The sequence below is a fragment of the Tessaracoccus lubricantis genome (assembly GCF_039544535.1).
In the GTDB taxonomy this organism is placed as follows: Bacteria; Actinomycetota; Actinomycetes; order Propionibacteriales; family Propionibacteriaceae; genus Arachnia; species Arachnia lubricantis.
On record NZ_BAABLV010000020.1, the window covers coordinates 39,355 to 52,866 of the forward strand.

The 13,512-nt window shown below is 71.3% G+C and carries 14 protein-coding genes; 7 read left to right on the top strand and 7 right to left on the bottom strand.

Annotated features, from left to right (window positions below):
• Positions 1-19: 19 nt before the first annotated feature.
• From ABEA30_RS06355 to trhA, 3 genes are all read right to left on the bottom strand, one after another.
• On the bottom strand, positions 20-1,369 hold the full coding sequence (locus ABEA30_RS06355) for a PhoH family protein (protein ID WP_345580661.1): 1,350 nt from the start codon (positions 1,367-1,369) through the stop codon (positions 20-22).
• Positions 1,370-1,516: 147 nt separating this feature from the next.
• Entirely contained in the window at positions 1,517-2,185 is a 669-nt protein-coding gene (locus ABEA30_RS06360; RefSeq protein ID WP_345580664.1) for a PIG-L deacetylase family protein, read from the bottom strand.
• A gap of 34 nt (positions 2,186-2,219) precedes the next feature.
• Complete coding sequence (trhA, locus tag ABEA30_RS06365) at positions 2,220-2,912, bottom strand: PAQR family membrane homeostasis protein TrhA (protein WP_345580667.1); 693 nt, start codon at positions 2,910-2,912, stop codon at positions 2,220-2,222.
• Between the two features lie 129 nt (positions 2,913-3,041).
• Between trhA and ABEA30_RS06370 the strand changes: the two genes are divergently transcribed.
• Positions 3,042-3,842 carry an isoprenyl transferase gene (locus tag ABEA30_RS06370; RefSeq protein WP_345580670.1) on the top strand — a complete coding sequence of 267 codons (801 nt, stop codon included), beginning with the start codon at positions 3,042-3,044 and terminating at the stop codon, positions 3,840-3,842.
• A 65-nt stretch (positions 3,843-3,907) separates the two neighbouring features.
• Positions 3,908-4,456: a DUF4245 domain-containing protein gene (locus ABEA30_RS06375; RefSeq protein ID WP_345580673.1), complete on the top strand. Its 549-nt coding sequence runs from the start codon at positions 3,908-3,910 to the stop codon at positions 4,454-4,456.
• A 248-nt stretch (positions 4,457-4,704) separates the two neighbouring features.
• Here the strand turns inward: ABEA30_RS06375 and ABEA30_RS06380 are convergent, their stop codons facing one another.
• From ABEA30_RS06380 to ABEA30_RS06390, 3 genes are read right to left on the bottom strand one after another with little or no spacing between them, the layout of a single operon-like run.
• The gene (locus ABEA30_RS06380; protein WP_345580676.1) at positions 4,705-4,902 is read right to left on the bottom strand and encodes an exodeoxyribonuclease VII small subunit; all 198 of its coding nucleotides are present in this window, start codon (positions 4,900-4,902) and stop codon (positions 4,705-4,707) included.
• A 34-nt stretch (positions 4,903-4,936) separates the two neighbouring features.
• Complete coding sequence (gene xseA / locus ABEA30_RS06385; RefSeq protein ID WP_345580679.1) at positions 4,937-6,157, bottom strand: exodeoxyribonuclease VII large subunit; 1,221 nt, start codon at positions 6,155-6,157, stop codon at positions 4,937-4,939.
• Between the two features lie 38 nt (positions 6,158-6,195).
• Positions 6,196-6,957, bottom strand: a complete 762-nt coding sequence (locus ABEA30_RS06390) for a hypothetical protein (protein WP_345580682.1) — start codon at positions 6,955-6,957, stop codon at positions 6,196-6,198.
• A gap of 53 nt (positions 6,958-7,010) precedes the next feature.
• On the opposite strand from ABEA30_RS06390, the gene ABEA30_RS06395 reads away from it, so the two are divergent.
• From ABEA30_RS06395 to cydC, 5 genes are all read left to right on the top strand, one after another.
• Positions 7,011-7,976 (top strand): 4-hydroxy-3-methylbut-2-enyl diphosphate reductase, encoded by a 966-nt coding sequence (locus ABEA30_RS06395; protein WP_345580685.1) that lies wholly within the window; start codon positions 7,011-7,013, stop codon positions 7,974-7,976.
• A gap of 64 nt (positions 7,977-8,040) precedes the next feature.
• A complete protein-coding gene (locus ABEA30_RS06400; RefSeq protein WP_345580688.1) occupies positions 8,041-8,226 on the top strand; it encodes a hypothetical protein in 186 nt (61 codons plus the stop codon).
• Positions 8,220-8,753 carry an ABC transporter substrate-binding protein gene (locus ABEA30_RS06405; protein WP_345580691.1) on the top strand — a complete coding sequence of 178 codons (534 nt, stop codon included), beginning with the start codon at positions 8,220-8,222 and terminating at the stop codon, positions 8,751-8,753. Before ABEA30_RS06400 ends, ABEA30_RS06405 begins: the two co-directional genes overlap by 7 nt.
• Before the next feature lies 1 nt (position 8,754).
• Positions 8,755-10,422, top strand: coding sequence for an ABC transporter ATP-binding protein/permease (locus ABEA30_RS06410; protein ID WP_345580694.1), 1,668 nt, complete (start codon positions 8,755-8,757; stop codon positions 10,420-10,422).
• Positions 10,415-12,178: a thiol reductant ABC exporter subunit CydC gene (gene cydC / locus ABEA30_RS06415; protein WP_345580697.1), complete on the top strand. Its 1,764-nt coding sequence runs from the start codon at positions 10,415-10,417 to the stop codon at positions 12,176-12,178. The genes ABEA30_RS06410 and cydC overlap by 8 nt, the downstream gene beginning before the upstream one ends.
• Here cydC and ilvA read toward each other — a convergent pair.
• Entirely contained in the window at positions 12,175-13,449 is a 1,275-nt protein-coding gene (gene ilvA / locus ABEA30_RS06420; protein ID WP_345580700.1) for a threonine ammonia-lyase IlvA, read from the bottom strand. The two genes, cydC and ilvA, sit on opposite strands and share 4 nt — an antisense overlap.
• Positions 13,450-13,512: the final 63 nt, after the last annotated feature.

Below are 13,512 nucleotides of genomic sequence, written 5' to 3' on the forward strand. Positions count from 1 at the left end.
CCGGCCCCGGGGAGACGGCTCAACCGGCGAAGGAATCCACCTCGAGCATGTCGGTGACCAGCGCGGCGATCTGGGAGCGCTCGGAGCGGGTCAGCGTCACGTGGGCGAAGAGGGGATTGCCCTTCAGCTTCTCGATCACAGCGACGATGCCGTCGTGGCGCCCGACGCGCAGGTTGTCGCGCTGCGCCACGTCGTGGGTGAGCACCACCCGCGAGTTCTGGCCCACGCGCGACAGCACCGTCAGCAAGACGTTGCGCTCCAGCGACTGCGCCTCGTCGACGATGATGAACGCGTCGTGCAGCGACCGGCCGCGGATGTGGGTCAGCGGGAGGACCTCGATCATGTCCTGCTCGACCAGCTCGTCGATCACGTACTTGTTGGTGACCGCCGAGAGCGTGTCGAACACCGCCTGGCCCCAGGGCTGCATCTTCTCGTCCGCGCTGCCGGGCAGGTACCCGAGCTCCTGCCCGCCGACGGGGTACAGCGGGCGGAAGATCATCACCTTGGTGTACTTGCGCTGCTCCAGCACGGCGTCGAGGCCGGCGCACAGAGCCAGCGCCGACTTGCCGGTACCCGCCCGGCCACCCAGCGAGACGATGCCGATGGAGTCGTCCATGAGCAGTTCGAGCGCCACGCGCTGCTCCGCGGAGCGGCCGCGGACCCCGAAGACCTCACGGTCGTGCTTGATCAGCCGCAGCTTGCCGTCGGGCAGCTTCCGGGCGAGCGCCGACGAATCCGGTGCGTTGACCACCACTCCCGAGTGCACGACGACGTCGCGCGCCTCATCGGTGGTGAGCACGCCGTCGGAGTAGAGGGCGTCGACCTCGTCGGAGGTGACGTCGAGCTCCGCCATGCCCGTGTGCCCGGTGTGGATGGCCAGGTCGTTGCGGTACTCCTCGGCGGCCAGCCCGACGGCGGCGGCCTTGACGCGCAGCGGCACGTCCTTGGTGACGAGCACCACGTCGTGGCCCTCGTTGGCGTAGTTCAGGGCGACGGCGAGGATGCGGGTGTCGTTGTCGCCGAGGCGGAACCCGGGGGGCAGGGCTTCCTCGTTGCTGTGGTTGAGCTCGACCCGCAGGTTGCCGCCCAGGTCGTTGGTGGGCAGCGGGGTGTCGAGGCGGCCGTGTTCGACCCGCAGGTCGTCGAGGAGGCGCAGCGCGGAACGGGCGAAGTAGCCCAGTTCGGGGTGGTGGCGCTTGGCCTCGAGTTCCGTGATGACCACGATCGGCAGGATCACGTTGTGCTCCTTGAAGCGGAGCATCGCCCTCGGGTCGGAGAGGAGGACGGAGGTGTCGACGACGTAGGTCTTGATGGCGGTGGCGGGCTGCGCAGCGGTGGGGGAAGTCTGCTGGTCTGACAGGTTGAGCACTGTTGCTCCCTTCGCGGGGGCCGCGCTCTTGCCTGCCCCCGTCAGTGGGTCAGGGGACCGGGTCTTCTGAGATGGAGCGGTTCTCCATGACCCGACCTTAACCCGTCAGGGGAGCACCTGTGAAGGCCCAAATGACATCGATGTGATTCAGTTGCGGGTGGGCGCCGAGACGAGCGTGAAGCCCACCCGGCTGTCCCGGTCGGCGCGCGTGATGGAGCGGTACACCACGGCCCTGGCCTGCGCCCTCACCGGCGTGGTGGGGTCGAGGACGGCGAGGTAGACCTGGTGCTCCGCGAGCGACCGGATGGCGGCCTGGACGTCGCCGTCGCTCACCTCGACGTGGTGCGTGGAGCCGGGGCCGTTCTCGAAGACCCACACGTCCCTGCCCTGCACGGCCTCGATGGTGGCCTCGCCGATCGCGATGTGGTCGGCCTGATTCGGGAGGCCCGGGCCCCATTCCGGGCCGCGGTAGGTGGAGATCACCAGGTCGGCCGGGTGGGCGTCGAGCGCGTGCCCGATGGCGTCGGCCAGCCCGGGCGTCTCGGACAGGCGGCTGTCGGGGAGGTCGAGCCAGATGAGCCGGTTGACGCCCACCTGGGCGGCCGCGCGGCGCTGTTCCTCCTCCCTCAGGGGGCCGGCCTCGCTGGGTGGCATCCCCTCGATGCCGGTCTCGCCGCTGGTGGCCAGGACGTAGGTGACCCTCTTGCCCTCGCGCGTCCACCTGGCGACGGCCGCGGCCATGCCGTACTCGGGGTCGTCCGGGTGGGCGACGACCACCATGGCGTGCTTCCAGTCAATGGGGAACGGGACCGTCATGTCCCCAAACTACCCGCGCCCCGGCCCGTGCGGGTCAGAAAATGGCCAGCCCGATGGCGACTGCGTGGAGCACCGCGGCGATGATCGTGCAGGCGTGGAACACCTCGTGGAAGCCGAACCAGGTGGGCGACAGCTGCGGCCGCTTGGTGCCGTAGGCCACCGCGCCCAGCGAGTAGACGAGCCCGCCGGCCAGCAGGAGGACCACCACGGCGGGGCCGCCCGCGGCCCAGAACTGGTTCAACCAGCCGACGGCGGCCCACCCCATCGCGACGTACAGCAGCGTGTACAGCCAGCGGGGCGCCGACAACCAGGTGGTGCGGAAGATGACGCCCAGTACGGCGATGGACCAGATCAGGATCAGGAGGCTCCAGCGCGCGCCGCCGTCGAGCAGGCTGAGGGTCAGCGGAGTGTAGGTGCCGGCGATGAACACGAAGATGTTGGAGTGGTCGATGCGGCGGAAGATGGCGTTGGCCCTGTCAGACCAGTTCCCGCGGTGGTACACCGCGCTGGTGCCGAACAGCTGCACGGCGGCGAGCGTGTAGACGGCCGCGCCGATGCGGCCGATGAGTTCGGGCGCGAAGGTGGTGAACGCCAGGCCGGCGATGAAGATGACCGGCGACATGCCGAGGTGCAGCCAGCCGCGCAACTTGGGCTTGATGCTCCCGGCCGCGGTCGCGATGGGGTTGCTGCGGATGGGGGCCTCCGCCGTGGGGGTGGTGTCGCTCATGCTTTACCTACGCTTCCGTAACTTACGCAACCGTAGGTTAACCGGTGGGGCGGCGAAAACCAAGCGGTGGCGCACGGTTCCATCATGGCCCGTCGGCCGCTGCTTGCGGCGATGCCCTAGGCTTTCCGCATGTCCCTTGTGCGCCGGCTCACGGAGCGGTGGTGGCCGCCGAAATGGCTGTACGCCACCTACGAGCGCGGCGTGCTGGAGAAGCTGGACAAGGAATCGCTGCCGGAACACGTCGCCGTCCTGGCAGACGGCAACCGTCGCTGGGCGCGGATGAACGCCCCGGGTGAGCCCCTCGTCGCCGGGTACCGGGCAGGCGCCGCGAAGCTGCTCGAGTTCGTCGAGTGGTGCGAGGAGGCCGGGCTGAAGGTCGTCACTCTCTGGGTGCTCAGCACGGAGAACCTCAGCCGCGGCGAGGAGGCGGAGCTGACGCCGCTGCTGGGCGTCATCCAGGACCTGGTGCGAGACCTGGCCGCCACGAGGCGCTGGCGCGTGCACGTCGTCGGGGCCCTTGACCTGCTGGACGACGGCTGCGCCGATGCCCTGCGGACCGCGTCGGCGTCGACCGAGGGCATCGACGGCATGGTGGTCAACGTGGCGATCGCCTACGGCGGCCGGCACGAACTGCGCGACGCGGTGCGCTCGCTGCTGGCGGAGAAGGCGCAGGACGGCGCGTCGCTGGAGGAGATCGCCGAGACGCTGGAGATCGACCAGATCTCGGAGCACCTCTACACGAAGGGCCAGCCCGATCCGGACCTCATCATCCGCACCTCGGGGGAGCAGCGGCTGTCGGGCTTCCTGCTGTGGCAATCCGCGCACAGCGAGTTCTACTTCTGCGAGGCGCTGTGGCCGGACTTCCGCCGCGTCGACTTCGTCCGCGCGCTGCGCGCCTACACGCAGCGGGAGCGTCGCTTCGGGCGCTGACCCCCGCTCGGGACCGCCCACGCGCGGGTGGCTGCCGCCGTCGACGGCTGGGTAGGGTGGCGCGCATGGCACGCAACCCGAAGGCCCGCGGCAGGGACATGATCATCTCGCTCGCGGTGATTGCCGTCCCGGTGCTGCTGCTCATCGTCCTGTTCACCTCCACGCCGGAGCAGGAGGCCCGCGCCATCGACCTGGGGCCGTTCGTCAGCCGTGCGGAGGCGGAGTCGCCGTACCCGGTGCTCGTCGCCGAGGGCCTGGGCGAAGGCTGGATCCCCGTGCGTGCCGCCTGGGCCACCAAGGGCGAGCCCTGGATCACGACGGACCCAGCGCTGGGCAACTCGTGGCAGGTGGGCTACCTCTCGCCCGACGAGATCTACTACGGCGTGCTGCAGCGCGACGAGTCCGGCCCGGAACTGGTGCGCGAGGCCACCCGCGAGGGCGCGGAGATCGGCGAGGAGACCTCGCTGGCCGGGCGTGACTGGTCTCGCTACGAGAGCAAGGACGGGCGCACCCGCAGCCTCGTCAACGACACCGACGGCGTCACCACCGTCGTGTCCGCAGACACCGACTTCGCGGAACTCGAGGCGTTCACCTCGACGTTGGTGGGGAAGTAGGCACCGCCCTTCGTGGGCGCTGGCTCGTTCCTCGCGGGCGCCCCTCAGGAACCGCCCTTCGTGGGCGCTGGCTCGTTCCTCGCGGGCGCCCCTCAGGAACCGCCCTTCGTGGGCGCTGGCTCGTTCCTCGCGGGCGCCCCTCAGGAACCGCCCTTCGTGGGAGCTGGCTCGTTCCTCGCGGGCGCCCCTCAGGAACCGCTCTTCGTGGGCGCTGGCTCGTTCCTTCGAGGGCGCTGGCTCGTTCCTCGTCAGGAGTCAGATGCGCGGGCCTTCGCCACCTGGGCCTTCGCGCCGTCGAGGAACTCCTGGCAGATCTTGGCCAGCTCCTCGCCGCGCTTCCACAGCGCCATGGAATCCGCCAGTGACGCGCCGCCGGACTCCAACTGGCCGACCACGGTCACCAGCTCGTCGCGGGCCTGCTCGTAGGTCAGCTTCTCGTCAGCCATGGTGGTTTCCCTTCGGTAATGCGCGGTCGGGCCATCACGACGCGCCGTCCGTGACGTCGGCGACGTCCAGCGCCAACTGGCCGTCGGCGAGGTAGGCGTGGATGCGGGAGCCGACGGCGGTGTCGGCGACGCTGGACACGGAGGCGTGGTGCTCGTCCACCAGGACGGCGTACCCGCGCTCCAACGTGCGCTTGGGGGAGAGGGCCCGGATGGTGCTCACGGCCGAGCGGAGGTCCGACTCCTCGGAGCGGAGGCACCGGTCGACGGCGGCCTCGAGCCGGTGCCTCAGCAGCGTGAGGCGCTCGACGTGCGCGTCGAACGACCTGGTGGGATCCACCAGGACGGGCCTCGACCGCAGGGCATCGAGCTGGTGCTGCTGGTGGCTGAGCAGGCCGTCGACCGCGCGGCGCAGCCGCTCGAGGGTCTGGGTGACGCCGGCGGTCTCGGCCGCATGGTCGGGCACCACGTGCTTGGCGGCGTCGGTGGGGGTGGAGGCGCGGTGGTCTGCGACGAAGTCGACCAGCGGGAAGTCGCGCTCGTGGCCGATGGCGGTGATCACCGGCGTGCGGGCGGCGTGCACGGCGCGCACCAGGCCCTCGTCGGAGAAGCTCAGCAGGTCTTCCAGCGAACCGCCGCCGCGGGCGATGATGATGACGTCGACCTCCGGGTCCGCATCCAGCCCGGCCAGCGCCGTCATGACCGATTCGGCCGAGTCCGCCCCCTGTACCAGGGCGTGGCGGATGCGGATTCGGGCGCCGGGCCAGCGTCGCTCGACGTTGGTGACCACGTCGCGTTCGGCGTCGGAGTCCTTGCCTGTCACCAGGCCGATCATGCGCGGCAGCATCGGCAGCCGTCGCTTGTGGTACGCCTCGAAGAGGCCCTCGGCCTGCAGCTTGCGCTTGAGCTGCTCCAGCTGCGCCAACAGGCGGCCCTCACCGGCCACCCGGAGCTCGAGGCATTCGTAGCTGAGCGTGGAGTTGCGGTCCCACACGCGCGGCCGGATGCGGGCCGTGACGCGGGAGCCCTCGGGGATGGGGCCGGCGGCGTCGAGCACGAGCGTGGAGGCGGTGACCTGGCAGGACATGTCCGCGATGCGGTCCCTGAACGTCATGAACTGCGTGGGGGCGTTGCGGCGCTTGATCTCGACGACCTGGGCGTCCACCCAGATCTCGCCGCAGCGGCTGACCCAGTCCTTGACCGCCCCGATGACGCGGCCGAGCGGCTGCGGTTGTTCCGGGGAGCTGGTCAGTGCCATGCGGGCCACCCTAGTGGGAGCCGCCGACAGCGGCGCGGTCAGCCGGCGTTGCGGTCCCAGGTGCCGGCGTTGGCGGTGGCGTAGAACGTGCCGTGGACGACGTTGCCGGGCTCGACGGGGTGCTCCATCGGCACGGCGAGCGTCAGGTCGATGATGCTCGAGGCCCGCACGTACTGGAAGTCGACACCGCTCAGCTCGTTGCGCCGCACCTCCACGGCCTCGACGACGGCGGCCATCAACAGGGTGGGCGTGGCCTCCTCGATGGTGATCGACGCGGCCTGCAGCCCCATCAGCGACGGCGACACCATCGAGCGTGGCTCCATCAGCATCGCCCCCACGCGGGCTGCGTCGGAGGCCTGGAACGCCGCCTCGTCCGCGAACACCTCGACGTCCATGGCCAGCGCGCCCACCTGCAGGGCCTGGATGATCGAGAAGCCGCCGCCGGGGCCCAGTTCGTGCTGCTCGTAGGCGATGGGGTCGTCGACCATGGCCAGGAACTGGGCGAGTAGCCCACCGTCCTCGCCGGGGGAGTAGACCGCCACGCGCGCCAGCAGGTCCGTGAAGCGGATCACCTGCGCCCGGTACGTCGCCTCCGAGCGCAACCCGGCCGACACGTTGACCGCCTGCCCCTTGCGTTGCAGGAACGCCAGCCGGGCGCCGCTCGGGTCCGAGTAGGCGCCGATGAGCGCGAAGCCCGGGGCCTTGTTGACGCCCCTGACCCCGCCGTCGAAGGCGGCCTTGGTGAGCGCGTCCATGTTCTTGAAGTCGAACCCGACGGCGTGGAGCTGAGGTGATCTCATGGCCAGAGGATACCGAAGCGGGAGTATTTCCTATTTCACCTAGACTGAGAGGCATGACTGCCACCAAACGAGTCGTTGTCGCTGCGCCCCGCGGGTACTGCGCGGGCGTGGACCGTGCCGTGATCACCGTGGAGAAGGCGCTCGACCTGTACGGCGCGCCCGTCTACGTCCGCAAGGAGATCGTGCACAACCGCCACGTCGTCGAGGACCTCGAGCAGCGTGGCGCGATCTTCGTGGAGGAACTCGAGCAGGTGCCCACGGGGTCGACGGTGGTGTTCTCCGCGCACGGCGTCTCGCCCGCGGTCAAGGCGGAGGCGGCAGACCGTGGCCTGAAGACCATCGACGCCACCTGCCCGCTGGTCACGAAGGTGCACCACGAGGCCAAGCGCTTCGCCACGGACGGCAAGACCATCCTGCTCATCGGCCACCAGGGCCATGAGGAGGTCGACGGCACCATGGGCCACGCGCCGGAGCAGACCATCCTGGTGCAGCATCCCGACGACGTCGCGAAGCTCGAGTTGCCCGAGGGCGCCGACGTCGCCTGGCTGTCGCAGACCACCTTGTCGGTGGACGAGACCATGGAGACGGTGGGCCTGCTGCGCCAGAAGTTCCCGCTGCTGATGGACCCGCCGTCGGACGACATCTGTTACGCCACCCAGAACCGCCAGTTGGCCGTCAAGCAGATCGCGGGCGGGGGCTGTGACCTCATGATCGTGGTGGGCTCGGCCAACTCGTCGAACTCCGTGCGCCTCGTCGAGGTGGCGTTGGAGGCGGGGGCCAAGGCCGCGCATCGCGTTGACAACCACACCGAGATCAAGCCCGAGTGGCTCGAGGGCGTGGAGTCGGTTGGGGTCACGTCGGGCGCCTCCGTGCCCGATGACCTGGTGCAGGGCGTGCTGAAGTTCCTCGAGGAGCAGGGCTACCCGGCGGCGGTCGAGGAGCGGCTCACGGAGGAGACGCTGCAGTTCGCGCTGCCGCCGGAGCTCCGCAAGGACCTGCGCCGCGCAGTCAAGCACTGACCTCCGCGGGGAGGTCATCAGCCGTATCACCAACGCCGTCAACGCCGAGGACGCGCGCTCGGCCATGTTCTGGCTCAACGGAGACCTGACCGCACGCACCATGGCCGACGTCCGGCTCGCCGTCGTGCTCCTCCTGCTGGGCAGAGCGGTCGTGCTGGTGAACGCCGCGACCTCAACCTGCTCGCTCGGCGACGCTACCGCCGAGACCTCGCCGCCGAACAACCGTCCGCCACAGGAGTGCCCATGCTGAACTTCGGACCCGAGTCGTTCAACACGCCCGAGGGCGTCGCGGCGGCCATCGACGTGCTCGGCCGCGCGCTGGGCCATGAGGAGCGCGCCTCCGAGCTGTCCGGCGAGCTGACCGCCGCCGTCGAGGAGATCGACGCCGACCTCAGCGGCGCCGCGCCCACCACGCTCTCGCTGATGGCGCGCGGGAACTCCGTCATGGCCATGGACGACTCCGTCATGCTCGCGCACCTCGTGCAGCGCGCCGGTGGCGTCAGCACGGCCTCGAAGGTCGGCATCACCCAGACCCGTCCGATCGACGCCGAACTCATCGCCGTCGCCAACCCCGACGTGATCTTCCTGGAGGACTTCATGGGCCAGGGCTCCACCCCGTTCGACGCCCTGCTGGCCAACCCCGCGCTGGCCGACGTCCGGGCCATCGCCAACCGCCAGGTCCACCTCATCCCGATGGACGAGGCCTCCGCCCTGTCCGGCACCAACACGCCGGAGGGCTACCGCGCCATCGCCGAGATCATCGCCCAGGCCGGCTGACGTGCACTCCGGCGCCTCCCGTCCCACCGGACCCCGGCTCCCGCTCGGCACCCCGCAGGGTGAACGGCGCATCAGGCTCACCCTGGGGCTGTCGGTGCTGGCCGCCATGGCCACCGCCGGCATGTTCGTCGCCGTCGGCGGGCTGATCGACGACGGCGTGCGCCTGCCGCTGGTGCTCGCCGCCGCCCTGCTGGGGCTGGTGGCGATCGCCGCCACGGTCGGCGGGCAGTACCTGTCGCTGACCGGTGCCCGCCGCGAGGAGCGCCCGCTGCGGGAACGGCTGCTGCGGCGGTGGTGGGACGGGGCGCCGGACGAACGCGACCACGACAGCGCGGGCAGTACCGTCGGCCTGCTCACCGAGTCGGTGGAGCGCGTCACGGTGTTCCGCCAGACGTTCCTGGGGCCGATGATCGGCACCGCGCTCGGCCCCTTCGCAGTGCTCGTGGTGCTGGCCGTGTTCGTCGACCCGCTGTCGGCAGGGCTGCTCGCCCTGGCGCTGCCGGTCATCCCGCTGACGGTGCGGGGCTTCACCCAGGCGTTCCGCAAGGTCTCGGGCGCGTCGCGGCGGGCCCGCGCCCAGCTGGCGAACCGGTACCTCGAATCCATCCAGGGCCTGGAGACCATCACCGTGCTGGGCGCCGCCCCTCGCGTCGAGGCAGACCTGGCCGAGGTCGGGGAGGCGAACCGGCAGGCCACCATGCGCCTGCTGGCCCGCAACCAGTTGGTGTTGTTCGTCACCGATGCGGTCTTCTCCCTCGGCGCGGTGACGGCCTCGGTCGTCCTGGCGGCGTGGCGGCTCGAGGGTGGGGCCATCACCGTCGGCGAGGCGATGGCGCTGGTGTTGAGCGCCATCCTGCTCCTGGCGCCGCTCGACATGATCGGCTCGTTCTTCTACATCGGCATGAGCGGCCAGGCGTCGCAACGCGCGATGCGCAGGTTCCTCGCCGGGCCGCCGTCGACCGGGCGACGGAGGGCCGAGCCCGTCCCGGCGACGACGGGCTCCCACGGCGTGGAGGTGGCCGGGGCGGACCTCGGCTACCGTGGCCGGCCCGTGGTGCACGGGGCCTCACTCGACCTCCCGGCGGGTGGGTTCGCCGCCGTCCTGGGCCCGTCCGGCTCCGGGAAGTCGACCCTGGTGCGCGCACTGAAGGGCGACCTCGTGCCGCTGTCGGGCCGGGTCGTGGTGGACGGGGTCACCCTCACCGCGGAGACCCAGGACTCGGTGCGGGCGGCCAGCGCACTCGTGGCGCAGACCACCTGGCTGTTCACCGGCACGCTGGCCGACAACCTCCGCCTGGTCAGGCCCGAGGCCACCGACGACGACCTGTGGCGCGCGCTCGACCTCGTCGACCTGGCCGGCTTCGTCCGCCGCACGCCGCTCGGACTCGACACCCAGGTGGGGGAGAAGGGCCACGCCCTGTCCGGCGGGCAGGCCCAGCGACTCGCGCTGGCGCGCGCCTTCCTCTCCGGCAGGAAGCTGCTCCTGCTCGACGAGCCCACGTCGCAGGTGGACCTGCACTCCGAGCAGGCGATCGTGCGCGCCCTGGCCGAACTGGCCGACGACCACACCATCGTGCTGGTCACCCACCGCCCGTCGACCGCCGAACACGCCACCTCGCGGTGGACCATGGCCGGCGGGATCCTCACGAAGGAGGACACCCATGTCTGAGCCGACCCTCGACGCCGGCCGCGCCGCGCTGAGCCGCTGGCTGCTGGGCGTCACCCGGCCGGTGCTCGCCCCGCTGGCCGCCTCCACCGTCTTCCGCCTGGTCGACCTGCTCGCGGGGCTGGCCCTGTTCGGAGTGGGCGTGGCGGCGGTCGTCCGGTTCGCCGGCGACGACGCGCCCAGCCTCTGGGCGTTGGCGTCGACGATGATCGGGCTGAGCCTGCTCAAGGCCGTCAGCCGCTACCTGGAGCAGTTCCTCGGCCACCTGGTGGCGTTCCGGGCGCTGGAACTGCTCCGGCGCGAGATGTTCGCCCGACTCTGGCCACAGGCCCCGGCCGTGATGAGCCGGAGCCGTTCGGGCGACCTCCTCGAGCGCGCCACCAAGGACGTCGACCGGCTCGAGGTCTTCTTCGCGCACACGTTCGCCCCGGCGGTCACGGCCGTGCTGGCGCCCGCCGTCGCCGTGACGGTGATCGGCGCGACGGTGTCGTGGCCGCTGGCGGGGATCGCGGCCGCAGGGCTGGCCACGACGCTCGTCGCCGTGCCGATGTTCGAGGCCCGGCTCGCGCGCCGCGCCGCCGACTACACCGGCACCCTGCGCGGCAGGCTGACCCACAGCGTCACGGACTCGGTGCAGGGCCTCGTCGAGGTCACGGGCTACGGCCTCCAGCAGCAGCGCCTGGCCGACGCCGGCACCATCGAGGCCGAGCTGGAACAGGTGGGGGCGCGAGCGGCCCGCACCGCCGTCGTGCGCCGTGCTGCGGCGATGGCGATCGGCTTCGCCACGCTCCTGGCGATGGTGGTGGTCGGCGTGGGCGCCCAGGTGGACACAACGCTGCTGGCGGCCGCCGTCGCCGTCGCCCTGCGCAGCTTCGACATCACCAAGGGCGTGGAGGACTTCCTCGTCGACCTGGACGCGTCGTTCGCCTCGGCGCGTCGGCTGTTCGCCCTGACGCACACGCCGCCCGCGGTGGCGGACCCCGCCGAGCCGCAGTCGCTGCCCGGCGGGCCACTCGACATCGCCTGGCATGAGGTGGGGTACACCTACCCGGCCGAGGGCGGCGGCAGCCGCGAGGCGGCGCTGAAGGGCGTCACGGCGGTGGCGCCGGCCGGGCTGCACACGTGCCTGGTGGGCACGTCCGGCGCGGGCAAGAGCACGCTGGCCCAGCTGGCGCTGCGCTACGTCGACCCCGACGACGGGGCGGTCACCGTGGGCGGGGCCGACCTGCGCGGCGTGGGGCTCGCCGAGCTCCGCACCGCGATCACGCACGTGTCGCAACGCCCGTTCCTGTTCAACGACACCGTCGCCGCCAACCTGAGGCTGGCAAGGCCGGACGCCACGGACGATGAGCTGCGGGAGGCATGCCGCCAGGCGCGGATCCACGACCACGTCGAGGGGCTGTCGCACGGCTACGACACCGCAGTGGGCGAGCTCGCCGGGCGGTGGTCCGGCGGGCAGCGGGCGCGGCTGGCGCTGGCGCGGGCGCTGGTCACCCGGGCGCGGGTGTTCGTGCTCGACGAGTACACCTCCAACCTCGACGGCGAACTCGCCGGGGAGGTGGCCCGCAGCCTGCGGGCGGCGCGGCCGGAGGCCACCGTCGTGGAGATCACGCACCGGGTGGCCAGCTCGCTGGAGGCCGACCACGTGGTGGTGCTGGAGGACGGGCGCGTGGTGCAGGCCGGGCCGCCGTCGGAGCTCGCCGCGGTGCCGGGTGCCTACGCGGCGCTCCTCGAACGCCAGGGCGTGCTGCTCGCCTAGACGAGGAAGGTGAAGTACGGGGAGTCGTAGGCGATCTCCTCGGTCTTCATGCCGCACTCGTCGATGCGCTGCAGCAGGAAGCGGTAGTCGCCGGGGTTGCCCAGTTCCACGCCCACGAGGGCGGGGCCGGTCTCCTTGTTGGTGCGCTTGACGTATTCGAAGTAGGTGATGTCGTCGTCGGGGCCCAGCACCGAGTCGAGGAACATGCGCAGCGCGCCCGGCTGCTGCGGGAACTCCACCAGGAAGTAGCGCTTGCGGCCCTCGTGGATCAGCGCGCGCTCCACCACGTCGGCGTAGCGCGAGACGTCGTTGTTGCCGCCGCTGACCAGTACCAGGACGCGCGACCCGGTAGGGATCTGCACGCGCGGCCCCACGCCGCCGGTGGGCAGCGAGGCGGCGGCGAGGGCGCCCGCCGGCTCGGCGATGATGCCGTCGGTCTGGTACATGTCCAGCATCTCGGTGCAGATCTGGCCCTCGGGCACGCGCGCCAGCTCGATGCGGGCTTCGCGGATGGCCTGGAAGGTGTAGTCGCCGACGCGGCGCACGGCCGCGCCGTCGACGAACGTGTCGATGGTGTTGAGCGTCACCGGCCGGCCCGCGGAGATGGCGGCGGCGACGCAGGGCGCGCCCTCCGGCTCCACGCCGATGATCCGCACCTCCGGGTGCAGGGCCCGTAGCCAGGCGGCACAACCGGCCACCAGGCCGCCGCCGCCGATGGGCAGGACGACGACGTCGGGCACGAAGCCCAGCTGGTCGAACGCCTCCACCATGAGCGTGGCCTGGCCTGCGGCGGTGCGCGGGTCGTTGAAGGCCGGCACCAGCACCATGCCCTGGCTAGCGAGGCGCACGGACTCCTCGGAGGCCTCGTCGTAGGTGGCGCCGTGCAGGACGAGGTCGACGTACCTGCCGCCGATCTTCTGGATGCGGTCGCGCTTCTGGCGCGGCGTGGGGTGGGGTACCACGACGGTGGCGTGGATGCCGAGCGCGGCGGCGGAGAACGCGACGCCCTGGCCGTGGTTGCCTGCCGAGGCGCACACCACGCCGGCCGCCTTCTCCTCCTCGTTGAGCTGGCTCATGAGGTTGTAGGCGCCGCGCAGCTTGTAGGAGCGCACCGGCTGGAGGTCCTCGCGCTTGAGCCAGATCTCCGAACCGGTCGCGGCCGACAGCCGCTGGTTCAGCTGCACGGGGGTGTGCGCGACGATGCCCTCGAGCCGCTCGACGGCGTCGGGGATGGATTCGGCAAGATCGGCAAGGATGCTCACCCGCCCCATTGTGTCACTGCCGTGGCCGGGCGTCTCCCGGCCGCCGGTTGCCGGTGCCCCGGAGTGGGAGTC